This window comes from Ramlibacter aurantiacus (genome assembly GCF_016722895.1).
GTDB classification, from domain to species: Bacteria; Pseudomonadota; Gammaproteobacteria; order Burkholderiales; family Burkholderiaceae_C; genus Ramlibacter; species Ramlibacter aurantiacus.
This window is the reverse complement of sequence record NZ_JAEQNA010000001.1, coordinates 546,893-572,616: the sequence shown is the minus strand read 5'-3', so window position 1 is coordinate 572,616 and position 25,724 is coordinate 546,893. Positions and strand designations below refer to the sequence as shown.

18 protein-coding genes are annotated in these 25,724 nt (G+C 70.9%); 11 read left to right on the top strand and 7 right to left on the bottom strand.

Annotation, left to right across the window (positions count from 1 at the left end):
• Position 1 precedes the first annotated feature (1 nt).
• Positions 2–595 (bottom strand): DNA-3-methyladenine glycosylase, encoded by a 594-nt coding sequence (locus JI739_RS02670; protein WP_201682288.1) that lies wholly within the window; start codon positions 593–595, stop codon positions 2–4.
• Here JI739_RS02670 and imuA point away from each other — a divergent pair.
• Genes imuA through JI739_RS02655 form a run of 3 tightly spaced genes read left to right on the top strand, consistent with a single transcriptional unit; the run spans position 578 to position 6,679 of the window.
• Positions 578–2,089, top strand: a complete 1,512-nt coding sequence (imuA, locus tag JI739_RS02665; protein ID WP_354003665.1) for a translesion DNA synthesis-associated protein ImuA — start codon at positions 578–580, stop codon at positions 2,087–2,089. The two genes, JI739_RS02670 and imuA, sit on opposite strands and share 18 nt — an antisense overlap.
• The gene (locus JI739_RS02660) at positions 2,058–3,350 is read left to right on the top strand and encodes a DNA polymerase Y subunit UmuC family protein (protein ID WP_201682287.1); all 1,293 of its coding nucleotides are present in this window, start codon (positions 2,058–2,060) and stop codon (positions 3,348–3,350) included. The genes imuA and JI739_RS02660 overlap by 32 nt, the downstream gene beginning before the upstream one ends.
• Before the next feature lie 17 nt (positions 3,351–3,367).
• Positions 3,368–6,679: an error-prone DNA polymerase gene (locus JI739_RS02655; protein WP_201682286.1), complete on the top strand. Its 3,312-nt coding sequence runs from the start codon at positions 3,368–3,370 to the stop codon at positions 6,677–6,679.
• A 27-nt stretch (positions 6,680–6,706) separates the two neighbouring features.
• Here JI739_RS02655 and JI739_RS02650 read toward each other — a convergent pair whose 3' ends face one another.
• The 6 genes from JI739_RS02650 to JI739_RS02625 form a co-directional block, all read right to left on the bottom strand.
• Positions 6,707–8,143: an aldehyde dehydrogenase family protein gene (locus JI739_RS02650; protein WP_201682285.1), complete on the bottom strand. Its 1,437-nt coding sequence runs from the start codon at positions 8,141–8,143 to the stop codon at positions 6,707–6,709.
• Positions 8,143–9,120, bottom strand: a complete 978-nt coding sequence (locus tag JI739_RS02645) for a Bug family tripartite tricarboxylate transporter substrate binding protein (protein WP_201682284.1) — start codon at positions 9,118–9,120, stop codon at positions 8,143–8,145. Before JI739_RS02645 ends, JI739_RS02650 begins: the two co-directional genes overlap by 1 nt.
• A 407-nt stretch (positions 9,121–9,527) precedes the next feature.
• Positions 9,528–11,774 (bottom strand): arylsulfatase, encoded by a 2,247-nt coding sequence (locus tag JI739_RS02640; RefSeq protein WP_201682283.1) that lies wholly within the window; start codon positions 11,772–11,774, stop codon positions 9,528–9,530.
• Positions 11,771–13,387 (bottom strand): GMC family oxidoreductase, encoded by a 1,617-nt coding sequence (locus JI739_RS02635; RefSeq protein ID WP_201682282.1) that lies wholly within the window; start codon positions 13,385–13,387, stop codon positions 11,771–11,773. The genes JI739_RS02640 and JI739_RS02635 overlap by 4 nt, the downstream gene beginning before the upstream one ends.
• Positions 13,388–13,477: 90 nt before the next feature.
• Positions 13,478–14,464: a LysR family transcriptional regulator gene (locus tag JI739_RS02630; RefSeq protein ID WP_201682281.1), complete on the bottom strand. Its 987-nt coding sequence runs from the start codon at positions 14,462–14,464 to the stop codon at positions 13,478–13,480.
• 10 nt (positions 14,465–14,474) lie between these two features.
• A complete protein-coding gene (locus JI739_RS02625) occupies positions 14,475–14,987 on the bottom strand; it encodes a MarR family winged helix-turn-helix transcriptional regulator (RefSeq protein WP_201682280.1) in 513 nt (170 codons plus the stop codon).
• A gap of 197 nt (positions 14,988–15,184) precedes the next feature.
• Here JI739_RS02625 and JI739_RS02620 point away from each other — a divergent pair, with 197 nt between their 5' ends.
• Genes JI739_RS02620 through JI739_RS02585 form a run of 8 tightly spaced genes read left to right on the top strand, consistent with a single transcriptional unit; the run spans position 15,185 to position 25,723 of the window.
• The gene (locus JI739_RS02620) at positions 15,185–17,335 is read left to right on the top strand and encodes a thiamine pyrophosphate-dependent enzyme (RefSeq protein ID WP_201682279.1); all 2,151 of its coding nucleotides are present in this window, start codon (positions 15,185–15,187) and stop codon (positions 17,333–17,335) included.
• A 5-nt stretch (positions 17,336–17,340) separates the two neighbouring features.
• Positions 17,341–18,864, top strand: a complete 1,524-nt coding sequence (locus JI739_RS02615; protein ID WP_201682278.1) for an indolepyruvate oxidoreductase subunit beta family protein — start codon at positions 17,341–17,343, stop codon at positions 18,862–18,864.
• A gap of 22 nt (positions 18,865–18,886) precedes the next feature.
• A complete protein-coding gene (locus JI739_RS02610) occupies positions 18,887–20,203 on the top strand; it encodes an aromatic ring-hydroxylating dioxygenase subunit alpha (RefSeq protein WP_201682277.1) in 1,317 nt (438 codons plus the stop codon).
• 7 nt (positions 20,204–20,210) lie between these two features.
• Positions 20,211–20,687 (top strand): aromatic-ring-hydroxylating dioxygenase subunit beta, encoded by a 477-nt coding sequence (locus JI739_RS02605; protein ID WP_201682276.1) that lies wholly within the window; start codon positions 20,211–20,213, stop codon positions 20,685–20,687.
• 23 nt (positions 20,688–20,710) lie between these two features.
• Entirely contained in the window at positions 20,711–21,676 is a 966-nt protein-coding gene (locus JI739_RS02600) for a Bug family tripartite tricarboxylate transporter substrate binding protein (protein WP_236589030.1), read from the top strand.
• An 8-nt stretch (positions 21,677–21,684) separates the two neighbouring features.
• Entirely contained in the window at positions 21,685–23,310 is a 1,626-nt protein-coding gene (locus JI739_RS02595; RefSeq protein WP_201682275.1) for an AMP-binding protein, read from the top strand.
• Entirely contained in the window at positions 23,307–24,476 is a 1,170-nt protein-coding gene (locus JI739_RS02590; protein ID WP_201682274.1) for a thiolase family protein, read from the top strand. Before JI739_RS02595 ends, JI739_RS02590 begins: the two co-directional genes overlap by 4 nt.
• A complete protein-coding gene (locus JI739_RS02585) occupies positions 24,473–25,723 on the top strand; it encodes an SDR family oxidoreductase (protein ID WP_201682273.1) in 1,251 nt (416 codons plus the stop codon). Before JI739_RS02590 ends, JI739_RS02585 begins: the two co-directional genes overlap by 4 nt.
• Position 25,724 lies beyond the last annotated feature (1 nt).

Here is a 25,724-nt window from a genome sequence, read left to right as displayed (position 1 = left end):
GTCAAAACGCTTTCGCCGGCTTGCTCGGCAAGCCCATCGGCCGGCTGAGGTAGCGCGACCCCATCAGCCCGAAGCGCCACGGCACGTCCACTGCCTTGGAGATCCCGATGCGCGGCCCCACCGACACCGGCACATCGGGCGCGGCCGCCCATACCTCGAAGGGCGGCTGGTCGAGGCGGCAGCCGTTGAAGGCGTGGACGATGCCCAGCGCCTGGCCGACGCGGCCGGGGCCGGCGCAGAGCAGGCGGGGGTTTTCCAGCCCGCGCCGCTCACGCATGCGGTCCAGGCCATGTGTCGGTTCGATGGCGCGGATCAGCACCCCCGCGCCGTGGCCGGACTCGCGGCAGACGAAGTTCAGGCACCAGTGGATGCCGTAGGAGCGGTAGACGTAGGCGCGCCCCGGCGCGCCGAACATGGCGGCGTTGCGCGGGGTGGGCCCGGCATGGCTGTGCGAGGCCGGATCGTCCCGGTCGTAGGCCTCGGTCTCCACGATCACCCCGCCCACGCCGTCGACCAGCAGGGTGGCGCCGATCAGCGCGCGGGCGATGTCGGCGGCGGAGCCGAGGAAATCGTCGGGGTGCAGCAGGCGGGGCATGAAAAAGTTGGATGGACTTGGGTTTCGGGGGGCTGGCAGCTTGCGGCGCTGGAAAATCACTGTATAAACACACAGACCACTGTCGATTTGAACAGGTCTTGTGTTCCCGTGACCGCCATTCTGTCTGCCCCTTTGCCTGCCGAGTTCGAGTTGCCCGCCCAGGTCTGGCGGGTGCACGAGCTGGCTGCACGCGAGGAGGAAACCCTGTCCACCGGCCTGCCCGCGCTCGATGCCGAACTGCCTGGCGGCGGCTGGCCGGTGGGGCAGCTGGTCGAGCTGCTGCAGGCGCGGCCGCAGCAGCATGTGTGGCGCCTGCTGCTGCCGGCCCTGGCCCGGGCGGTGCAGTCGGAGGCGGGCCCGGTGGTGCTGGTGGCGCCGCCGCACCCGGTGTTCGCGCCGTCGCTGGCCGCCCAGGGCCTGCCGGGCGGGCGGCTGCTGTGGGTCAAGGCGGACAAGCCGCCAGCCCGCCTGTGGTCGGCCGAGCAGGCCTTGCGCTGTGCCGAGGCGGCGGCGGTGCTGGCCTGGCTGCCGAAGGTCGAGGCCGCCGAACTGCGTCGCCTGCACCTGGCGGCGCAGCAACAGCGGCGCCTGCTGTTTGTCTTCCGGCCTGAATCGGCCCGCCACCAGGCGTCCCCGGCGCGTTTGCGGCTGCTGGTGGAATCGGGTGACGCGCTGAAGGTGCACGTCATCAAGCGCCGCGGCCCGCCGCGAGTCACGCCGGTGCTGCTGCCGCCTTTGCATGCGTTGTTGGCGGAGATGCTGCAGGCGAGGCGGTCGGGCCTCTCCCAGGCACAGCCCGAACCCACCCAGCCCGTCGAAGGGCCTCTCACGCGGAGCAGGCTTCGACAAGCTCAGCCCGAACGGAGTAGGGCTCAGCCCGAAGGGAGTAGGGCTCAGCCCGAACGGAGTAGGGCTCAGCCCGAAGGGATTTATTCCGTTCACCCTGAGCCCTTCGACATAGCTCAGGACAAGCCCTTCGAAGGGCCTCTCACGCGGAGCAGGCTTCGACAAGCTCAGCCCGAACGGAGTTACTCCGTTCACCCTGAGCCCGTCGAAGGGCCCGGCGCGCGGAGCAGGCTTCGACAAGCTCAGCCCGAACGGAGTAGGGCTCAGCCCGAACGGAGTAGGGCTCAGCCCGAAGGGATTTATTCCGTTCACCCTGAGCCCTTCGACATAGCTCAGGACAAGCCCGTCGAAGGGCCTCTCACGCGGAGCAGGCTTCGACAAGCTCAGCCCGAACGGAGTTACTCCGTTCACCCTGAGCCCGTCGAAGGGCCCGGCGCGCGGAGCAGGCTTCGACAAGCTCAGCCCGAACGGAGTAGGGCTCAGCCCGAACGGAGTAGGGCTCAGCCCGAACGGAGTAGGGCTCAGCCCGAACGGAATGGATCTCAGCCCGAACGGAGTAGGGCTCAGCCCGAACGGAATGGATCTCAGCCCGAACCCATGACCGAGGCCCCAGCCCATGCACTGGATCGCCCTTCATCCGCCGCATGAGGACGAAGCGCTGGCCTGGGCTTGGCAGGGGCTGCGCTTCACGCCACGGGTGGCCCGGCTCGAAGAAGCCTGGGTGCTCGAGATCGCCGCCAGCGACCGCCTGTTCGGCGGACGCGAAGCACTGATCGAGCAGCTGCTAGCCCCACCGCCCGGCCTGCAGCCCGTCACCCACTGGGCCCAGGGCCCCACCTGCCTCGTAGCCCTGGCCCTGCTGCGGCTCCAGCGGCGCCAGCAGCCGGCCCCCGCGCGTGTGCCGCACGGGCTGCCGCTCGACGTGCTCGGCGCCGCCATGCCGCATGTGCCCCTGCTCGAACGCACCGGCTGCCGCAGCTGGGGGCAACTGCGCGCCTTGCCCCGCGGCCCGGTGGCGCGGCGCTTCGGCGCGGGCCTGCTGGAGGCGCTGGACATCGCCTGGGGCGAACGCACGGCGCGCCACACCTGGGTGCAGCTGCCCGAGGTGTTCGACCAGCGCCTGGAGCTGCCGGCGCTGGCCACCAGCGCGCCCGAGCTGATGTGGACGGCGCAGCGGCTGCTGGGTCAGTTGCAGTCGTGGCTGCGGGCGCGGCATCGCGGCGTGCTGGCCCTGGAGCTGGAATGGACGCTCGATCTCAAGCGCCTGGACGGCCGCGAACTGCCGCCGCACGAGCGCCTGGTGGTCCGCACCGCCGAACCGGCCCAGGAGATGGACCACCTGCGCCGCCTGGTGGCCGAACAACTCGACCGCGCCCGCCTGGCCGCACCGGTCAACCACCTGCGCCTGCGCACCCTGGAAACTCGCGACCGGCCCGGCGCCAGCCGCAGCTTCCTGCCCGAGGACAACCGGCCCGGCGACAAGTTGCACCAGCTGGTCGAGCGCCTGTCGGCCCGGCTGGGGGAAGACCAGGTGCTGGTGCCCTTGCCCCAGGCCGACTGGCGGCCCGAGCGCATGCAGCGCTGGGAACCCGCGGTGCACCACCTGGCCAGCGGCGCCCGGCTCAAGGCGGCCGAACCCGCTGCGCCTGTGCAAAGCCTCTATCCCCCCTGGCTGCTGCCCCAGCCCCTGCGGCTGCAGGTGCGCGACCACCGGCCCTGGTACGAGGGCCCGCTGCGCCTGGTGAGCCGGCGCCAGCGCATCGAGACCGGCTGGTGGGAGGAGGGCGGGGCGGTGGTGCGCGATTACTGCATCGCCCGTAGCGAGCGCGCCGGGCTGTTGTGGATCTACTGCGAGCACGGGCCGGCCCCGGGCGAGGCTCGCTGGTATCTGCAGGGCCTTTATGCATAGCCCACCCCCTCGCCCCCATGCCTGACAAACCCCTCACCCCCTGGCGCGAGATCGGCCTGTTCGACGGCGACGACGAGGAGCCGAGCGTCACCGCGCCCGAGGCCGAGAACCTGCCGGCGTATGCCGAGCTGCACGCCCTGAGCAACTTCAGCTTCCAGCGCGGCGGCTCGCATCCGCACGAGCTGGTGCAGCGCGCCTACAACCTGGGCTACTCGGCCCTGGCCCTCACCGACGAATGTTCCGTGGCCGGCGTGGTGCAGGCCCACGTGGCCCTCAAGGAGCACCTGAAGGAAGCCGCCCGCCTGCAGGCCGAGGACGGCAGCCCGCGCGTGCGGCCTTTCAAGTTGATCTTCGGCAGCGAATTCCGCCTGCCCGGCGGCACCGTGGTCGCCCTGGCGCGCAACACCTTCGGCTGGGGCGACCTGTGCGAGTTCATCAGCGCCGCCCGCCGCCAGGCCGGCAAGGGCGAGTACGTGGTGAGCTGGGAGGGCAGCGACTGGTCGCTGCTGGCCGGCTGCGAGCGCATCTGGGTGCCCGACCGCGGGGCCGCCGACGCCTTCGACCTGCCGGCCTTGGTGGCGCACCTGCAGCGCGCCCGCCGGCACCTGGGCGAACGCCTGTGGCTGGGGGTGGAGCTGCCCGGCGAGCTGGGCGACGAGCTGTGGCTGTCGCTGCTGCAGCAGGCCGGCGCGCAATGCGGCACGCCGCTGGTGGCCACCGGCGGCGTGCTCATGCACCGGCGCTCGCGCAAGACCCTGCACGACGTGATCACCGCCGTGCGCGAGGGCAAGCCGGTGTCCGCGTGCGGCTTCGCCCTGCAGGCCAACGCGCAGCGCTACCTGCGCTACCGCAGCCGGCTGGCGCAGCTTCATCCGCCCGAGTTGCTGGCCGCCACGCAGGCGGTGGCGGCGCGCTGCCGCTTCTCGCTCGAATCCATCCAGTACAACTACCCGCTGGAGACCGTGCGCCCCGGCCTCACGCCCATCGGCATGCTCGCGCGCCTCACCCTGCGCGGCGCGCGGCGGCGCTATCCACAGGGCCTGGCGCCCGAACACCGGGCGCAGCTGGCCAAGGAGCTGCGCATCATCCGGGCCAAGCACTACGAGATGTTCTTCCTCACCGTGGAGGACATCGTGCGCTTCGCCCGCAGCCAGGGCATCCTGTGCCAGGGCCGGGGCTCTTCGGCCAACTCGCTGGTGTGCTATTGCCTGCACATCACCGAGGTCTCGCCCGAGCGCACCCGCATGCTGTTCGAGCGCTTCATCAGCATGGAGCGGCACGAGGCGCCCGACATCGACGTCGATTTCGAGCACCAGCGGCGCGAAGAGGTCATCCAGTACATCTACCGCAAGTACGGCCGCGAGCGCGCCGCCATCGCCGCGGTGGTGGTGCGCTATCGCACCCGCATGGCCATCCGCGACGCCGGCAAGGCGCTGGGCATCGCCGACGAGCTGATCGACGCCGTGGCCAAGGACCACCACTGGTTCGAGCACGACTTCCGCGAGCAGGCCTTCGCCACCGGCGCCGAATCGCCCCAGCGCATCCAGCTCTGGCTCTCGCTCGCCCGGCAGCTGCGCGGATTTCCGCGCCACCTCAGCCAGCACGTGGGCGGCTTCGTCCTCACGCAGGACCGCCTCACCCGGCTGGTGCCGGTGGAGAACGCCGCCATGCCCGATCGATCCATCATCCAGTGGGAAAAAGACGACCTGGAAGCCATGGGCCTGCTCAAGGTCGACGTGCTGGCCCTGGGCATGCTCAGCGCGCTGCGCCGCTGCCTGCACCTGGCCAACGCCTGGCGCGGGCGCCAAGGTGATGAGACGTGGCACCTGCAGCACATCCCCGAGGAAGATCCGCGCGTCTACGACATGCTGTGCCGGGCTGACTCGATCGGCGTGTTCCAGATCGAGAGCCGGGCGCAGATGGCCATGCTGCCGCGCCTGCGGCCGCGCCGTTATTACGACCTGGTGGTGCAGGTGGCCATCGTGCGCCCGGGCCCGATCCAGGGCGGCATGGTGCATCCCTACCTGAAGGCGCGGGAGCGCCAGCGCCGGGGCGGCGACATCCACTACGTGAAGGACGAACTGGCCCTGCCGCTGGGGCGCACCCTGGGCGTGCCCATCTTCCAGGAGCAGGTGATGCAGCTGGCCATGGTGGCCGCCGGCTTCAGCGCCGACCAGGCCGACGCGCTGCGCCGCTCCATGGCGGCCTGGTCGCGCAAGGGCGGCGTGCACCGCTTCAAGCAGCCGCTGGTCGAGGGCATGGTGGAGCGCGGTTATCCACTCGACTTCGCCGAGGGCATCTTCAAGCAGATCGAGGGCTTCGGCGAATACGGCTTCCCCGAGAGCCACGCCGCCAGCTTCGCGCTGCTGGTGTACTTCAGCAGCTGGTTCAAGTGCCACGAGCCGGCGTGCTTCCTGGCGGGCATGCTCAACTCGCAGCCCATGGGCTTCTACCCGCCCTCGCAACTGATCCAGGACGCCCAGCGCCACGGGGTCGAGGTGCGCCCGGTGGACGTCACCGCCAGCGACTGGGACTGCACCCTGGAAGCGCCCGGCCATGCGCGCGAGGCCGACGAGCCGATCGACGGCCGTGGCAACACGCTGCAGCCGGCGGTGCGCCTGGGCCTGCGCCTGGTGGGGGGGCTGAGCGCCAAGGGCGCAGGGCGCATCGAGGCGGCCCGCGCCGAGCGGCCCTTCGAGGACGTGGAAGACCTGGCCCTGCGCGCCGCGCTCGACCGCAAGGACATGGGCCTGCTGGCAGCGGCCGACGCGCTGTCCGGCCTGGCCGGGCACCGCCGCCAGCAGGTCTGGGCCGCCACCGGCGCGCGGCGGGCGCCGGGCCTGTTGAAGGACGCTCCCATCCAGGAAGACCTGCTGGTGCTGCCGCCGGGCGAGGAGGGCGAGGACATCGTCTTCGACTACGCCGCCACCGGCCTCACCCTGCGCCGCCATCCCCTGGCGCTGCTGCGGCCCCGGCTCGACGCGGCCGGCTGGCGCAACTCGGCCTGGATCAACCAGCTGCCCGACGGCCGCCGCGCGCGCGCCTGCGGCATCGTCACCATGCGCCAGCGCCCGCCCACGGCCAAGGGGGTGATGTTCGTCACGCTGGAAGACGAAACCGGCATCCTCAACCTCATCGTCTGGAGCGACCTGGTCGAACGCCAGCGCGACGAGCTGCTGCGCTCACGCCTGCTGGCGGTGGAGGGCGTGTGGCAGCGCGACCCGGGCAGCGGCGGCCGGGTGCGGCACCTGGTGGCGCGGCGGGTGGAAGACCTCACCGGCTGGCTGGGAAGGCTGGGGGATAAGAAGCGCAGCCGCGATTTCTACTGACGCGAACCCACCCGGGCGGCCGCCCGATCAGGCCACGACGCGGGTGCGCGCCGACACGAATTCCAGCAGCCCTTCGGCGCCGTTCTCGCGGCCCCAGCCGCTTTCGGCCACGCCGCCGAAAGGCGCCTCCGGCCACATCAGCTGGGTGGTGTTGATGGCGACCGAGCCCGCGCGCAACTCGCTGCCCAGTCGCCGGGCGCAGGCCAGCGACCGGGTGAAGCCGAAGGCGGTCAGGCCCACGGGCAGTGCGTTGGCGCGCGCGATCGCCTCGTCCAGCGATCGGAAAGTCGTGACCGGCAGCAAGGGGCCGAACGGCTCTTCGCGCATCACCCGGGCGTGGTCCGGCACGTCGACCAGCAGCATCGCCGGATGGAACCATCCCTTCCCCGAAGGCCGGCCACTCGCCCGCGCCACCCGGGCGCCGGCGCCCACCGCGTCCTCGGCCAGCGCCGCGACCGCCGCCTGCCGCCGCGCGTTGGCCAGCGGCCCCATCTGGGTGGCTTCGGCGTCGCCCGGACCCACGCGCAGGCCCGCCACCACCTCGCCCATGGCGTCGGTGAACGGTTTCAGCACCGACTCGTGCACGAAGAAGCGCGAGGCATTGGCGCAGACCTGCCCGGCATTGCGGAACTTGATCGCGGCCAGGGCCGACACCGCCTGCTGCACGTCGGCGTCCTCGCACACGATGGCCGGTGCATGGCCGCCCAGCTCCAGCGTGCAGGGCTTCAGGTGCCGGCCCGCGAGTTCGGCCACCGCCCGTCCCGCGCCGGTGGAGCCGGTGAAAGAGATCTTGGCCAGGCGCGGATCGGGCAACAGCGCGGCCGACAGTTCGGCGCCGCTGCCCAGCAGCAGTTGCAGCGCGCCCGCCGGCAGGCCCGCATCGACGAAGGCCCTGGCCAGCTCGCAGACCGCCAGCGGGGTTTCTTCCGCCGGCTTGAGCAGCACGCAGCACCCGGCGGCCAGGGCCGCGGCGGCCTTGATCGCCGACAGCATCACCGGGAAGTTCCAGGGTGTGAAGGCGGCCACCACGCCCAGTGGCACGAGCTCGGTCTGGATCTGCACGCCCGCCATGGGCGAGGGGATGGAGCGGCCATAGGCGCGGCGGCCTTCCTCGGCGAACCACTCCAGCGCGTCGGCCGCCACGGCCATCTCGCGGCGTGCCTCCGGCAGGGGCTTGCCTTCCTCCAGCGTGAGCAGCGCCGCGATCTGGGCCGTGCGTTCGCGCAGCAGCCCGGCCGTGCGCCGCAGCAGCGCGGATCGTTCGGCGGGAACCTGCCGGCTCCAGCCCGCAAAGGCCTGGCTGGCGGCGTCCAGGGCTTGCGCCGCATCGCTGGCATCGGCGCCGCGATAGGTGGCGACGACTTCCGCCCGCGCCGGGTCGGACACGGCGAACTCGTCTCCACCGCCCCGACGCCACTGGCCCGCCACGCACGACAGCGGCTCGCTCGTGGGTGCGCTCGACATCACTCGATGGGCTCGAAGCCGACCTGGCGCACGGTCTCGCGCCAGCGCCGGTACTCCTCCTGGATGTCCTGGTCGAAGGCGGCGCCCGACTGCGGCGTCGGCTCGAGTCCCATGCGCGTGAGGCGGTCGGCCAGGGCCGGCGACTGCAGCGCCGTTTCCACCTTGGCGGCCAGGCGGTCCCGCACCGCGGCCGGCATGCCGGCGGGCCCGACGATGCCGAACCACTCGCGCGCCACCAGGTCGGGGAAGCCCAGTTCGCGGAACGTGGGCACCCCGGGCACGACCGGCGAGCGCGTGGTGCCGGTGGTGGCCACCACCCGGACCCGCCCGGCCTGGTGTTCGGCCCCGAAATCACTCAGCAGCGCCAGCCCCGCCGGCACGCGTCCCGCGATGATGTCGCCGCGGAAATCGCCGCCGCCGCCTTTGTAGGCCACCACCTCCGCCTGCAGCGAGGCGTTGCGGGAAAAGGTGCGTGCCAGCAGTTCCAGCGTGCCCCCGGGAATGGGAACGGACAGGTTGGCCTGCTTCGGATGGGCCTTGGCCCAGGCGACGAACTCCGGCAGGGACTTGGCCGGGGTGGCCGGCCCCACCGCCAGCGCGAAGTCGAACGAGCACAGCTTGGCGACCGGCGTGAAGTCGGTCATCGCGTCGTACGGATTGCTCTTGCGCATATGCGGGATGGTGGTGAGCCAGCCCGAAGGCACGATCAGCAGGGTTTGGCCGTCGGGCGCCGATGCCTTCAGCTGCGCGATGGCGATGCGGCCCGTCGCACCGGGTTTGTTGTCGACGATGAAGCTCGGCTCGGCCCCCTCGCGCATCTGCTCGGCCAGCAGCCGCGCGACGATGTCCAGCTGCGAGCCCGGCGGCGCCCCCACCAGGATGCGACCGGTGCGGGACTGCGCCCGCGCCCGGTGCGGCGCCAGCCCCCACGCAAGAATGCCAACTCCGGCCGTCACGAAAGCTCTGCGATTGGACATGGATCTCTCCGGCTCAAGGTTCGAGGCAGTGTAGAAAGGCGCCGCCCCCGCGCCCAGTCACGAAAACGGAAGCAGCGATCTGGGAAGCTGATGGCCGCGCAAGAGGGGCTGTCGCCAGCCGCCGCGCAGCGGCAGGCCCTTCCAGCGGCCACCGCGGAACCGGCTTCGCCGGGCCGCTGGTTGCACCCCCTGGGGTGCGGCCGGCCAGGCCACCGCGTAGCGGTAGGCCCCACCAGCGGCAACCGCGGAACCGGCTTTGCCGGGCCGCTGGTTGCGCCCCCTGAGGTGCGGCCGGCCAGGCCGCCGCGCAGCGGCAGGCCCTTCCAGCGGCCACCGCGGAACCGGCTTCGCCGGGCCGCTGGTTGCGCCCCCTGGGGGGAGGCGGCCGATAGGCCGCTTCGGGGGGGTCAATCTTCATCACCGGTGCGATAGGAGCGGTAGTGCGCATACGGATCCCCTTCGAGGTCGTCCCCCAGGTGCACGCGCACTTCGTGCAGCACGCCGGTGAAGGCGAACGGAGGTTCGTAGTCGGGGCTCTTGCGGGTGCCCGCGTCGCGGCCGCACAGCATGCCGGTGTTGAGGGCGCGGCTGGGCCAGGTGCGCGAGATGCGCCCGGTGGCCAGCACCTGGCCATCGATGCTGAGCGTGGTCTCGCCCGACGTGGGTCCGGTCTTGCGGAACTCGTAGGCCAGCCGCACCCGTGCGGGCTTCGGCGGCAACACGGCTTCGATGTGCTCGTGCACCCCCGGGCTGAAGACGTATTCGTGCACCAGCCGCCCGTCGCGGACGAACCAGGTGTAGCCGCAGAAGGCGGTGCCCGCGCACAGCAGCACGCCTTGCGTTCGCGGGCCATCGAGTTCCACGTCGGCGGTGAAGCGATGCGAGCGGCCGGTGAGGTTGGGGCTGCGCAGGCGATCGGTGCGGCTCATGCCCGGGTAGTAGAGGTACTCGGTGGGCGCCGATTGCATCCGGGCCGCGATGCGCTCGAACAGGCGGTCGTCCAGCGGCAGCACGGAATGTGCGCGGGCCTCGCGCTCGAACAGCTGCCGCAGGGCGGCCAGGCGCTCGGGCTGCTCGCGGGCCAGGTCGACGCATTCGGAGAAGTCGCGGTCGAGGTGGTACAGCTCCCACACGTCATCCTCGAAGCGGGTGCCGGCGACATGGTGCGTGAGCGCCTTCCAGCCGTCCTGCCAGATGCCGCGGTTTCCCAGCAGCTCGAAGTACTGACTGGGCTTGCGGGTGGGTGCCTGCGGCTCGTCGAAGGTGTAGCGCAGGCTGGTGCCCTGGATCGGCAGCTGGGGCGTGCCGCGGTACACGGCGGGTGCGCCCAGGCCGGCGATCTCCAGCACCGTCGGCACGATGTCCGTCACGTGGTGGAACTGGGTGCGCAGCCCCGGCCTGCGGATCCCGGCGGGCCAGTCCACGACCAGGGGCGCCCGCACCCCGCCGCCGTGGGTGTGGGTCTTGTACCACTTGAGCGGCGTGTTGCTCGCCTGCGCCCAGCCCACCGGGTAGTGGCTGAAGCTGTCCTCGCCGCCCATGCGATCGGCCAGCGCCAGCGGCTCGGCCACCGGCTCGGGCTCGTAGAAGAAGTGCTTGCGCGTGTTCACCGTGCCGATCCGCCCGCCCTCGGGGCTGGCGCCGTTGTCGGACAGCAGCACCACCAGCGTGTCCTGCGCCAGGTCCAGGCGCTCCAGCTGGGCGCGCAGCCGCCCGATCTGTTCGTCCGTGTGCTCGACGAAGGCCGCGTAGGTTTCCATGAAGCGCGCGCACACCGTGCGCTCGTCCGCCGTGAGCGAGTCCCAGGCCGGCACGCCCGGGTTGGACGGCGGCAGGCGCGTGCCGGGCGGCACGATGCCCAGCTCCAGCTGCCGCTCGAAACGCTGCCGGCGCAGCACGTCCCAGCCGCGGTCGTAGCGGCCCCGGTAGTGCTCGATGGCACCGGCGGGCACCTGGTGCGGCCAGTGGGCGGCCCCGAAGGCCAGGTACAGGAAGAAGGGCGATCCGGTGTGGGCGACCCGGTGGTCCACCAGGTAGCGGGATGCGCGGTCCACCAACTGCTCGGACAGGTGCTTGCCGCCGCCGGCGGCCGGCGGCAGGGGGCACTTGTCCTCGTACAGGTCCGGGTGCCACTGGTCGGCCAGCGCCCCCTGGAAGCCGAACCAGCGGTCGAAGCCGCGTTCGGTGGGCCAGTGGCGAAACGGCCCGCCATGCGAGATCTCGGCCGCCGGCGTGAGGTGCCACTTGCCGGCCGCCAGGGTGCTGAAGCCGTGGTCGCGCAGCATCTCGGCCAGCGTGGCGGCATGCGTGCTGACGTGCCCGCGATAGCCCGGATAGCCGCTGTCGAAGTCGGCCAGGAAGCCCATGCCCACGGCGTGCGCGTTGCGGCCGGTGAGCAGGCAGGCCCGGGTGGGCGAGCACATCGAGGTGACGTGGAAGTTGTTGTACTGCAGCCCCCGTGCGGCCATCGCGTCGATGTGCGGGGTGCGGATCTCCGAGCCATAGCAGCCGAGGTCGGCGTAGCCCACGTCGTCCAGCACGATGAACACCACGTTGGGCGAGGCGCTGCGTTGCCGGGGCGGCAGCCAGGAAGGCCTGGACTCGCGCCAGGTGTCGCCGATCACGCCGTCGAACGAAGGGTCGGTCCCGCTCATGCCGCGCCTTTCAGGTCGGCCCGGATCAGGTCGGCGGCCTTCTCGCCGATCATGATGCTGGGCGCGTTGGTGTTGCCGCCGACCAGCGTCGGCATGATGGATGCGTCGGCCACCCGCAGCCCGTCGACGCCGTGCACCCGCAGCCGCTCGTCCACCACCGCCTGCGCGCCCCGGCCCATGGCGCAGGTGCCGGCCTGGTGGTGCACGCTGAAAGCCGTCTGGCGCACGTAGGCCAGGACCTGTTCGGGCGTGGCGCAGGCCGGGCCGGGCCGCACTTCCTCGGCCACCAGCCTGGCCAATGCCGGCTGCGCAGCCACCTGGCGCATCCAGGGCACGGAGCGCACGATCAGGTCGCGGTCGCGCTCGTCGTCCAGGTAGCCGGCGCGCATGTGGGCGGGCGTGGCAGGGTCGGGGCTGGCGATGCGGATGCTCCCCCGGCTGTGCGGGTACAGCACGCAGGCCGAGAGGCTGAACCCGCTGAAGCGGTCCAGGGGGCCGCCCAGCCGCTCGAAGCTCACCAGCGCGAAATGGATCTGCACGTCGGGCCGCTGGGCCAGGGGATGCACCCGCACGAAGGCGCCGGCGGGATGGATGCCGGTCACCAGCGGGCCGCTGCGGCGGGTCAGGTAGGTCCAGCCCGCGGACAGGCGCCTGAGGGGCCGGTGGTAAAGGTCGTTCAAGGTCAGCGGCCGGTTGCAGCGCAGGACCAGCCGCACCTGCAGGTGGTCTTGCAGGTTCGCGCCCACGCCGGGCAGGTCGCGCAGGACGGCAATGCCCATCGACTGCAGCAAACCGCCGGGGCCGATGCCCGAACGCTGCAGCAGCACCGGCGATTGCAGGGCGCCGCAGGCCACGACGACCTCGCGCCGGGCGCCCACCCGGAAGCGCTCGATCCCGGCCGTGCATTCCACGGCCACGGCGCGGCCGCCCGCGATCTCGACGCGCGACACCGTGGCGCCGGTGACGATGCGCAGGTTGCGCCGGTGGCGTGCCGGCGCCAGGTAGGCGCGGGCCGCGCTCTGGCGGCGCCCCTTGCGCGTGGTCATCTGGAAGTAACCGGCGCCTTCGCTGTCGCCCCGGTTGAAATCGGGCTGGGTGCGCACGCCGTGCTGCGCCATGGCCTGCACGAAGGCGTCCGACAGCGGGTCGGGCGCGATGTCCGAGACGGTCAGCGGCCCGTCGGCGCCGTGCCAGTCGTCGGCGCCGCGGCACTGCGATTCGGCCTTGCGGAAGAAGGGGAGCACGTCCGACCACCCCCAGCCGGTGTTGCCCGCGTCGCGCCAGCCGTCGTAGTCGGCGGCGTGCCCGCGCACGTACAGCATGCCGTTGATCGAACTGGAGCCGCCCAGCACCTTGCCGCGCGGCCAGGCGATGCGCCGGCCCGCCAGTTCCTTCTCGGGTTCGGTGAGGAAGCGCCAGTCGGTGGCATCGCTGCCGATGGTCTTGAAGTAGCCGATGGGCACATGGATCCAGGGATTGCGGTCGGCACCGCCGGCCTCGACCAGCACCACCTGCAGGTTCGGATCCTCCGACAGCCGGCCGGCGATCGCGCAGCCGGCGGAGCCCGCCCCGACGACCACCACATCCGCCTGCAACCGTGTCGTGACATTCATGCGCGGCAGTCTAGGAAGACGCGCGGCCTCGGAAAACTCACGAAAACGAAAGCGCCGATCCGGGAAACGGATCGGGAAGGAGCCTGGGCCCTAGCGATGCAGGTTCTTCTGCAGGGCCTGCTTGAGCATCAGCAGCGAGGGCCGCGGCGGGCTGTGCGTGCGGGTGATGAAGGTCACCAGCCCCTCGATGCCGCCGATGGACGGCACCAGGATGCGAAGCTGCCCCTGCTTTTCCAGGAAGCGCGCCAGGCCGTGGGGAAGCACGCCGACGTCGTGGCTGCGGGCCAGCAGCGTGAGGTGGGCGAGCAGCGAGCGGGTCTCCACCGTGCCCCGGGGCTTGGCCCCGAACTTCGCCAGCAGCTGGCTGTCGATGCGCTGGCGCAGCGGCGAGTCGGGCGGCGCCAGCACCCACTGGCACTGCAGCAGCTCGGGCAGCTCCACGGCGCGACCGCCGCGGGCGATGGGGTGGTCCACGCCCGAGACGATGGAGAACGACTCGTTGTAGAGCATTTCGTAGCGCAGGTCTTCCTCGCTGCCCGCGCCGTGCACGCGGCCGACCACGGCATCGAGCTCGAACCGGCGCAGGGCGCTGATCAGGAACTCCATGGGCGCCTCGGCCACCGTGACCTTCACCTGCGGCGCATCCTCGCGCAGCCGCAGCAGGCTCTCGGCCAGCAGTTCGGGATCCAGCGAGCTGAAGACGCCCAGCCGCAGCTGCCCGGCGTTGCCCCTGGCCGCCTCGGCGGTCTCGGTGTAGGCCAGCAGCATGCCGCTTTGCAGCGCACTGGCGTGGGCGATCATGGTCTCGCCGGCCGCCGTCACCACCATGCGTCCTTTCACGCGGTCGAACAGCTTCACGCCCAGCATCTCCTCCAGTTCGTGCAGCAGCCGTGTCGCGCCGGGCTGCGACACGCTGATGCGCTCGGCCGCCGCGCGCAAGGTGCCGGTCTCGGCCAGCGCCGTGAGCAGCGACAGCTGCCTCAACTTGAAGTTGATGTTGGAAGGGTTGGCGCGCGCGGCCGGCCGGGTGGGCTCCGGGCCGCGATGGCCGGGGGTGTGCTCCTTGCTCGGCTTCATGGCGCGTGCTTCAGGCGTCGTCGTCCTCGCCGGAGCTCTCTTCGCCCGCGGCAAGCTGGTGCATCTCGATCATCTGCTTGAGCGTCGTCTTCAGCTCGGCGGAGCGTCCCAGGCCGAAGGGCTCGAGCACGCGGCGCTCGTGTTCCTGCGCCAGCTCGATCAGCCCGGCCACCAGCCGTTCGCCGGAGCGCGTGATGGTCACCAGCGTGATCCGCCGGTCGGTCTCGTGCGGCAGGCGCTGCACGTCGCCCCGCGCTTCCATGCGGTCGAGCACCCGCGTGAGCGTGGGCTGCTTCATCACCGTCATGCGCGCCAGCTGCCCGATGCTCATCTGCCGGCGGCCCGCCAGGGTGGCGAGGACCCGCCACTCGGACACGGTGAAGCCTTTCTGCGTCACCACGCGGTGGAACTCGCCCGAGATCAGGTGGCTGGCCTGGGCCAGCAGGGCCGGCAGGTAGTCGTCGACGAAATGCGCCGGGCTCGGGGCCGCCTTGCGACGCTTGCTGGCTGGGATCACGGACATGCGGTGGATTCGGGTGGACCTGGGGAGAAGCGACGGGGTGCGTGGAAGCTCGCGTTCCAGCCCGGCAGTTTAAGCCTCGGTAGTTGATTCCGCATACATCGCGAGGGGTGTCTTGACGGCCACCCGGGTCGCCCCCTATATTCCACACACATTACTTTTCATATATTCGCGGCTGAATCAAATCGGGGGTCCGGGGCATGGCTGAGCGTTCGTTCGTCGAAGAGGTCGGGAAGCTCAGGCTGGGCGCCGGCGAGGTGTTCCGCGGCGAGGGCATCCTGGCCGTCACCAAGGCCTTGCTGGAGTCGGGCGTGTCGTACGTGGCCGGCTACCAGGGCGCGCCCATCTCGCACCTGATGGACGTGCTGGCCGATGCCCAGGACATCCTGGCCGAACACGGCATCCGCTTCGAGAACAGCGCCAGCGAGGCCACGGCCGCGGCCACCCTGGCGGCCTCGGTCAATTACCCGCTGCGCGGCGCCGTGACGTTCAAGTCCACGGTAGGCACCAACGTGGCTTCCGATGCCCTGGCCAACCTGGCCTCCGGCGGCGTGACCGGTGGCGCCCTCATCGTGGTGGGCGAGGACTACGGCGAAGGCTCGTCCATCATGCAGGAGCGCAGCCACGCCTTCGCCATGAAGAGCCAGATCTGGCTGCTCGATCCCCGGCCCGACCTGCCGAGCATCGTGAAGGCGGTGAAGCAGGGGTTCGAGCTGTCAGAGGCCAGCCACACGCCGGTCATGCTGCAACTTCGCATCCGGGCCTGCCACGTGCACGGCGAGTTCGTGGCCGAGGACAACCGCCGGGCTGCCTTCAGCATCAAGCAGGCCATGGAGCATCCGCGGCGCGACGTGGACCGCATCGTCCTGCCGCCGGCGAGCTTCCTGCACGAGCAGGAAAAAGTGCGCCAGCGCTGGCCGGCCGCGGTGCGCTACATCGGGCAGCACGGCCTCAACGAGTTCTTCGCCGAGGGCGGCGACGACATCGGCATCATCGTCCAGGGGGGCAGCTACAACACGCTGCTGCGCGTGCTGGAGCGCCTGGGATTGGCCGACGTGTACGGCAACAGCCGCATCCCGCTGTACGTGATGAACGTGGCCTACCCGGTCCTCGACAACGAAGTGCTGCGCTTCTGCGAGGGCAAGCGCGCGGTGCTGATGGTGGAGGAGGGGCAGCCCAACTTCATCGAGCAGAACATCGCGCACGTCCTGCGCCAGCACGGCAGCACCACGGCGCTGCACGGCAAGGACCTGCTGCCCCTGGCCGGCGAGTACACCGCTGCCGAAATGCTCAAGGGCGCGCGCGCCTTCATGGAGCGCTACGGGCGCATCGAGCCCTTGGCCGCCGAGCCGAAGCCGACCGCCGCCGGGCACAAGGTCATCCCGCTCAAGCCGCTGGCCGACAGCGTGCATGGCCGCCCGCCCGGCTTCTGCACCGGCTGCCCTGAGCGTCCCATCTTCACCGCCATGAAACTGGTCGAGCGCGAACTGGGGCCGCACCACGTCAGCGCCGACATCGGCTGCCACCTGTTCTCCATCCTGCCGCCGTTCAACCTGGGCAACACCACCATGGGCTACGGCCTGGGCGCGGCCGGTGCGGCGGCGCTGAACGTGGCGGCCGACAAGCGCGCCATCAGCGTCATGGGCGATGGCGGTTTCTGGCACAACGGCCTGACCAGCGGCATCGCCAACGCCGTCTTCAACCGCAGCGACAACCTCACCATCGTGGTGGACAACAGCTACACCTCGGCCACCGGCGGCCAGGACATCCTGTCGTCCACCGCGCAGAACCCCACGCGCAGCACGGGCCACGCCATCGAGCAGGCGGTGCGCGGCGTGGGCGTGACCTGGGTCAAGGCCATCCGCCGCACCTATGACGTGGCCGGCATGCGCGACGCCCTGCGCGAGGCGCTCACCACGCGCGAGAAGGGCCCCAAGGTGCTGATCGCGCAGTCCGAGTGCATGCTGAACAAGCAGCGGCGCGAGAAGCCGCTGGCGCGCAAGGCCGCGGCCGAAGGCAAGCGCGTGGTGCGAGAGCGCTTCGGCGTCGATCCCGACACCTGCACCGGCGACCACTCGTGCATCCGCCTGTCCGGCTGCCCCTCGCTCACCGTCAAGCCCAACCCCGATCCGTTGCGCAGCGACCCCGTGGCCTCGGTCATCGATTCGTGCGTGGGCTGCGGCCTGTGCGGCGAGGTCTCGCATGCGGCCGTGCTGTGCCCCTCGTTCTACCGGGCGCAGATCGTCACCAACCCGACCCGCTGGGACCGGCTGAAGCAGCGCGTGAGCAGCGCCGTCATCGGCGCGCTGCAGCGCCGCTCCGCACGCCGGCGCGAAGCACTCGCCTTCTGAACGCCATGAGCCCGTCCCAACCCATCAAGATCGCCATCCTCGCCATGGGCGGCGAAGGCGGCGGCGTGCTGGCCGACTGGATCGTCGACCTCGGCGAAGCCAACGGCTACCTCGCGCAGACCACCTCGGTGCCCGGCGTCGCGCAGCGCACCGGCGCCACCATCTACTACGTCGAGCTGTACCCGCGCGCGGTGGCCGAGCGCGACGGCGGCCACCCGGTGCTGGCGCTGATGCCGCTGCCGGGCGACGTGGACGTGGTGCTGGCCTCCGAGCTGATGGAGGCGGGCCGCGCCGTGCAGCGCGGGCTGGTCACGCCCGATCGCACGACGTTGATCGCCTCCACCCATCGCGTCTACAGCATCGCCGAGAAGACCGCCATGGCCGATGGCCGCGCCGACAGCGCCAACCTGCTGGCGCACGGACAGGCGGCCGCCCGGCGATTCCTGCACTTCGACATGGCCCGCATGGCCGAGGAGAACGGCAGCGTGATCAGCGCCGTGCTGTTCGGCGCGCTGGCCGGCTCCGGCGAACTGCCGTTCAGCCGGGCGCAGTTCGAAGGGACCATCGAGCGCGGCGGCGTGGGCGTGAAGGCCAGCCTCAAGGCCTTCGGTGCCGCCTTCGATCGCACGCAGCGGGGCGCTGGCGCCGAGGCTGACGCGCAGCCCCCGGGCGCCGAAGCGATCGCGCCGGCCCGCGAGGCATCCGATCCGGCCGTGCGTTCGCTGCTCGCCCAGCTCGATGGCTTCCCGGCGTCGGCCCGGCCGATCGTGCTGGAAGGCCTGCGCCGTGTGGTCGACTACCAGGACACGGCCTACGGCAGCACCTACCTCGACCGCCTGCGGCGTCTGCAGCGCCAGGCCGGCGCCGACGCGCCGCTGCTGGCCGAAACCGCTCGCCACCTGGCGCTGTGGATGGCCTACGAAGACACCATCCGCGTGGCCGACCTCAAGACCCGCGCCAGCCGCTTCCAGCGCGTCGGCCAGGAGGTTCGCGCCCAGGGCGACCAGCTGCTGGCCATCAACGAATACATGCACCCGCGCCTGCAGGAGATCTGCGACACGCTGCCGGCGGGCCTGGGCCGCTGGCTGGCCGGCTCGGGCTGGCCACGCCGCCTGGTCGAGCGTTTCACGCACAGGGGCCGCGTCGTCCAGACCAGCTCGCTGTCGGGCTTCCTGCTGCTGTACACGCTGTCGGGCATGCGGCGCTGGCGCCGGGCCAGCCTGCGCTTCCAGGCGGAAGACGCCCGCATCGAACAATGGCTGCGCCGCATCGAAGCGGCGGCGGCAACGCACCCGCAGCTCGCGCTGGAGATCGCCCAGTGCCAGCGCCTGGTCAAGGGCTACGGCGACACCCACGAGCGCGGGCTGCGCAACTTCGAGACGGTGATGCGCCAGGTGGACCAGCTGGGCGCCGGGCTGGCGCCGGCGCGGCTGCGCGAGCTGCGCGAGGCAGCCCTGGCCGACGAGCATGGCGACAAGCTCCAGGCCCTCATCACCGGCCAGCCGCGCACCAGGCAGGCGGCGTTCTGATTCCTGGAAGGAGGCATTGACGATGCGTTACCGAGGCAACCCCGAAGCCGTGCGCGCCCTGGTGCAGCCGGACCGCGTGCACCGCGACCTGTACCTGGACCCCGAGCTGTTCCAGCTGGAGCAGGAGCACTTCTTCGCCAATACCTGGAACTACATCGGGCACGACAGCCAGATCCCGCAGGTGGGCGACTACCTCACCGTCGACGTCGCCAACCGGCCGCTGGTCGCGGTGCGCCACACCGACGGCAGCGTGCGGGTGCTGATGAACCGCTGCGCGCACAAGGGCTCGCGCCTGGTCACCGCGCCCAGCGGCAACACCGGCAAGTTCTTCCGCTGCCCCTATCACGCCTGGACCTTCCGGACCGACGGCACCACGCTGGGCGTGCCACTGCGCAAGGGCTACCAGGGCACCGCCATGGCGGACAGCGAGGCCGGGCAGGGCATCGTGGCCCTGCGCCACGTGCGCCTGTACCGGGGCTTCATCTTCGCGCGCATCAACGAGGTGGGGCCGAGCTTCGAGGACTACTTCGGCGACTCGCTCTCCTCCATCGACAACATGGCCGACCGCTCGCCGCAGGGCGAGCTGGAGATCGCCGGCGGCTGCCTGCGCTACGTGCACGCCTGCAACTGGAAGATGTTCATCGAGAACCTCAACGACACCATGCACCCCATGGTGGCGCACGAGTCCTCGGCGGGCACGGCCAAGGCCATGTGGAAGGACCAGCCCGCCGACGCGCCCAAGCCCATGGCCATCGAGCAGTTCATGCCCTTCGTGAACGACTATCCCTTCTTCGACGAGATGGGCGTGCGCGTGTTCGACAACGGCCACAGCTTCTCGGGCGTGAAGTTCTCGCTGCACAGCCACTACTCGGCCATCCCGGCGTACGACGAGGCGATGAAGCAGGCCTACGGCGACGATCGCGCACGCGCCATCATCGGCCTGGCCAGGCACAACACCGTGTACTACCCCACGCTGACCATCAAGGGCGCGATCCAGGCGATCCGGGTGATCCGCCCCATCGCCGTGGACAAGACCCTGGTGGAGAGCTGGACCTTCCGCCTCAAGGGCGCGCCGCCCGAGCTGCTGCAACGCACCTGCACCTACAGCCGCCTGATCAACTCGCCGTTCTCCGTGGTGGGCCACGACGACCTGCACGCCTACCGCGGCATCCAGGAGGGGCTGCGCGCCAGCGGCAACGACTGGGTCAGCCTGCACCGTGACTTCGACGAAGCGGAGATCGGCAAGCCCGACCTCACCGTCAACGGCACCAGCGAAATCTCGATGCGAAACCAGTACCGCGCCTGGGCGCGCTACATGACCCTGACCATGACGGAGTGAGCCAGCCATGCCGACACGCCAGGACCTGATCGACTTCGTGGTGCGCGAGGCGCGCCTGCTCGACGCCAAGCGCTTCGACGATTGGAACGCGCTGTTCACCGACGACGCCATCTACTGGATCCCGCTGGTGCCGGACCAGCCCGATGGCCTGAACCACACCTCGCACATGTACGAGGACAAGCTCTTGCGCGAGCTGCGAATCGAGCGCCTGAAGAGCCCGCGCGCCTTCTCGCAGCAGCCGCCCAGCCGCTGCCACCACCTGCTGCAGACGCCCACGGTGGAAGCCTTCGACGAGGCGGCCGGGCGCTTCGTGCTGCGCACCGAGTTCCACTACACCGAATCGCAGGGTGACGAGTTGCAGACCTACGTGGGGACCTGCCTGCATCACCTGGTCGACCAGCAGGGCCAGCTGCGCATCCAGCTCAAGCGCGTGAACCTGCTCAACCCCGACGCCGCGCTGCCTTCGGTGCAGCTGTTCATCTGAAAGCTTTCCAGGAGTCCGCGACCATGAAGTTCCCGAGCACGCTGCTGTCCATGCTGTTCGCCCTGGCGGCGGCCGGTCCGTCTTTCGCGCAGGCCGACAGCTACCCGTCCAAGCCGATCCGCATCATCGTTCCCTTTCCGCCCGGCGGCGGCACCGACCTGGTGGCGCGCACCGTGGCGGCCCAGCTGGGCGAGAGTTGGAAGGTGCCCGTCACCGTGGACAACCGCCCGGGCGGCAACACCGTGATCGGAGCCGAGCTGGCCTCGCGCGCCGCGCCGGACGGCTACACGCTGTTCCTGCCGATCGACTCCACGCTGGCGATGAACCAGAGCCTGTATGCCCGGCTGCCGTATGACCCCATCAACGGCTTCGCCCCGGTGACGCTTGCGGTCACCATGCCGATGGTGCTGGCCGTGCATCCCTCGGTGCAGGCGCGCAGCGTCAATGACCTGGTCAGCCTGGCCAAAGCCCCCGGGAGCAAGCTGGCCTATGCGCACGGAGCCCTTCCGGCCCAGGTTGCCGGCGAGGCCTTCAAGTCGGCGGCGAAGCTGAACATGGTCGCCGTCCCCTACAAGGGCAGCGGCCCGGCGATGACCGACGTGGTGGGCGGACAGGTGCCGGTGATCTTCGATGCGCTGGGGCCGGCCATGGCCTTCGTGAAGTCGGGCAAGGTTCGGCCGCTGGCGGTCACCAGCGCCAAGCGCTCGCCGTCCCTGCCGGAGGTGCCGACGCTGGGCGAAGCCGGCTTGCCGGTGGACCTGGTCACCTGGATCGGCTTCGTCGCGCCGGCCGGGACCGACCGCGCCGTCGTCGCCAAGCTCCATGGCGAAATCACCCGCATCCTCAAGCTGGCCGACGTACGCGACAAGCTCGCCGCCGTGGGGATGGACGTGGTCGCCAGCAGCCCCGAGCAGTTCGCGCAGACCATCAAGGACGACGCCGTCAAGCTGGGCGCCGTGATCAAGGCCGCGGGGATCAAGCTCGACTGAGCCGGACCATGAGCACTGTCCATCAGCGTTTCACCACCACCGCGGAGCGCGATTCCGGTGGCGAGTTCCTGTTCATCGACCCGGTCACGGCGCAGGTCTACGGCATTCCGGCGCGATCCGTGACCTGGGGCGAAGCGGCCGCCGAAGTCGAGCGGCTGCGCATCGCGTATGCCCAGGCGGGCTACGGCCACGGGCATCGCGTGGGGCTGCTGCTGGAAAACCGGCCGGCCTTCCTGTTCCACTGGTTCGCGCTCAACGCGCTGGGTGCCAGCGTGGTGCCGATCAACCCGGAGATGCGCGCCGCCGAGCTGGAGTACCTGGTGGACCACAGCGAGGTCTGCCTGGCGGTCAGCCTGCCGGCACGCGCGGGCGACCTGGAGGCCGCGGCCCGGGCGGTGCAGCGTCCCTTGGCCAGCTGGGACGGGCTGGATGCCGCCACCCTGCCGGCCGCGCCGGTTGCGGCACCCCTGGCCGGGACCGCACCCGACGAAGGCACTGAATGCGCGCTGCTCTACACCTCGGGCACCACCGGGCGGCCCAAGGGCTGCCGCCTCACCAACGGCTACTTCCGGCGCGCCGGCGAGTGGTACGCGGGCCTGGACGGCGTGTGCTCGGTGCGGCCGGGGCAGGAGCGCATCATCACGCCGCTGCCGCTGAACCATGTGAACGCGATGGCCTTCTCCACCATGGTGGTGCTCACGGCCGGTGGCTGCCTGGTGCAGCTCGATCGCTTCCACCCGAGCTCGTGGTGGCGCAGCGTCCGCGACAGCGGCGCGACCATCGTCCACTACCTGGGCGTGATGCCCGCCATGCTGCTGTCGGCGCCGGCCGGCCCGGCCGACCGCGGCCACCGGGTGCGCTGGGGCTTCGGCGCCGGCGTCGACAAGAAGAACCACGGCCTGTTCGAGGAGCGATTCGGCTTTCCGCTGGTCGAGGCCTGGGCCATGACCGAGACCGGCGCGGCCGCCTGCATCATGGCCAACCATGAGCCGCGCCAGGTGGGCACCAGCTGCTTCGGCAAGCCCGAGGCGTTCGTGGAGGTGCGGCTGGTCGACGACGAAGGCCAGGACGTGCCCGCCGGCACCCCGGGCGAGCTGCTGGTGCGAGCCAGCGGGCCCGACCCGCGTCGCCACTTCTTTTCGGGCTACCTCAAGGACGAGGCGGCCACCGAAGAGGCCTGGGCCGGCGGCTGGTTCCACACCGGCGACATGGCCCGGCGCGACGAGCAGGGCCTGATGTACTTCGTCGATCGCAAGAAGAACGTGATCCGCCGCAGCGGCGAGAACATCTCGGCGGTCGAGGTGGAAAGCGTGCTGAACCAGCATCCGGCGGTGAAGTCCGCCGCCGTGGCCGCCACGCCTGATGCGGTGCGCGGCGACGAGGTGCTGGCCTGCGTCATCACCCGCGAACCGGTCGCCGCGAACCGACGCGAGGCCCTGGCCGCCTCCATCGTGCGGCACGCGCTGGAGCGGCTGGCCTACTACAAGGCGCCGGGCCACGTGGCCTTCGTCGATGCGCTGCCGCTGACCACCTCGCAGAAGATCCAGCGCGGCCAGTTGCGGGAACTGGCGCGCGGCCTGCCCGGCCAGCCGAATTGCATCGACACTCGCGCGATGAAGAAGAGGCAGGCATGAGCAGGCGGCTTTCCTACGAGGGCGTGGCGGTGGCGGTGCCGGTGACGGTGCCCTACGTGCGCCACTCCACCCACGGCGCCCACTGGTTCATCGGCCAGGCGCTGGAGGCGCTGGTGCGCGAGTCCGGCATCGCCAAGGAGCAGATCGACGGCCTGACGGTGAGCAGCTTCTCGCTGGGCCCGGACACCGCCGTGGGCGTGACCCAGCACCTGGGCGTGTCGCCGCGCTGGCTGGACCACATTCCCACCGGCGGCGCCTCGGGCGTGATGGCGCTGCGCCGCGCCGCCCGCGCGGTGCAGGCGGGCGACGCCGACATCGTGGCCTGCATCGCGGGCGACACCAACCACGTCGATTCCTTCCGGCAGATGCTGGGCGGCTTCAGCTATTTCGCGCGCGACGCGAGCTACCCCTATGGCTCGGGCGGGCCCAATTCGATCTTCGCCTTCATCACCGCCAACTACATGCGCCAGTACGGGGCGACGCGCGAGGACTTCGGCCGCATCGCGGTGGCGCAGCGGGCCAATGCGCTGAAGAACCCGCTGGCCGTGTTCAAGAAGCCGCTGACGATGGAGGAGTACCTGCGGGCACGGCCGATCTCCGATCCGATCCACCTGTTCGACTGCGTCATGCCCTGCGCCGGCGCCGAGGCCTTCCTGGTGATGACCGAGGCACGCGCCCGCGAGCTGGACCTGCCGCACGTGCTGGTGCGCGGCGCCATCGAGCGCCACAACGCCTATTCGGATGACCCCATCATGGTCCGCGGCGGCTGGCGCGTGGACCGCGACGAGCTGTACGCGCAGGCCGGCGCACGCCCGGCCGAGGTGGACTTCATCCAGACCTACGACGACTACCCGGTGATCGTGATGCTCCAGTTCGAGGACCTGGGCTTCTGCGAGAAGGGCGAGGGCCCGGCCTTCGTGCGCAGCCACTCGCTCACCTGGGACGGCAGCTTTCCCAACAACACCAGCGGCGGCCAGCTGTCGGCCGGGCAGGCCGGCTGCGCCGGGGGGTTCCTGGGCGTGACCGAGGCCGTTCGCCAGCTCACCGGACAGGCCGGTGAACGCGCGGTGCCCGACGCGCGCCTGGGCCTGGTCACCGGCTTCGGCATGGTCACCTACGACCGCTGCCTGTGCACGGGCGCGGTCCTGCTCGGGAGCGCCTCATGACCATGCCGCTGATGAAACCCAAGCGCAAGAACCCGGTCCTGCGCACGCGGCAGATGAACCTGCCGCCCTGGGCCCGCGGCCGCGTGGCGCTGGGCATGACCGCGGCGGCGGCCGAGGGCCGCTTCGAGCTGCAGGTGTGCCAGCAGTGCCAGGCCGTGCAGTACCCGCCGCGCGAGGCCTGCCACCGCTGCCTGTCGGCGCAGCTGAAATGGCGGCCGCAGGACGGGCAGGGCACCTTGCTGGCCGACACCCGGCTGCACCACAGCAACGACCTGTTCTTCCGCGAGCGCCTGCCCTGGCGCCTGGGCATAGTGCAACTGGACGCCGGGCCCACGGTCATCGTGCACCTGCACGACGAGGTGGCGGCACCACCGCAGCGCGTGCACGTGGGTGCGCGCATCGACCGCGCCGGGCAGGCGGTCCTCATCGGATTTCCGAACGACGGGAGCGAACACATGGCAGACGACCGAATGCTCAGGGAGATGGCGAGCGACCCCCGGCACCGCAAGGTGCTGGTCACCGATGGCAAGACCCCCGTGGGCCAGGCGATGGTCAAGGCCTTGGCCAAGGCCGGCGCCGACCTGATCTGGGTCGGCCATGCCGAACCCTGGAAGAAGCTGCCCGGCCTGGAGGACATCACGGCCATGGAGCCCGTGGCCCTGGTGCCGCTGGACCTGACCAACGAGCGCTCGGTGAGCGAGCTGGCCGGCGAGATCGGCGGCAAGGTGGACATCGTGGTCAACACCGCCGAGGTTCACCGCAGCTTCGGCATCGCCGCGCGGCGCGGCACCGACGTGGCCCGGCACGAGATGGAGATCAACTACTTCGGCCTGCTGCGCCTGGCCCAGGCCTTCGGCCCGGCCCTGCGCGCGCGCTCGGCCGACGGCGTGACCCATGCCACGGCCTGGGTCAACCTGCTGTCGGTGTATGCGCTGTCCAACTTTCCGCCGCACGGCACCTTCTCGGCATCGAAGGCGGCGGCCTTGTCGCTGTCGCAGTGCCTGCGCGCCGAGATGCGGCCGGCGGGCATCCGCGTGATCAACGTGTTCCCGGGGCCGATCGACGACGAGTGGAACCAGAACATGCCGCCCCCCAAGCTGGCGCCCGCCGCGCTCGCCTCGGCGGTCGTCGATGCCTTGAAGCAGGGCATCGAGGACGTGTACCCCGGCGAGGTGGCCCAGGAATGGCTGGAGCGCTGGAAGGACAACCCCAAGGTGCTCGAGCGCGAACTCGCGGCCGGAGGATGAA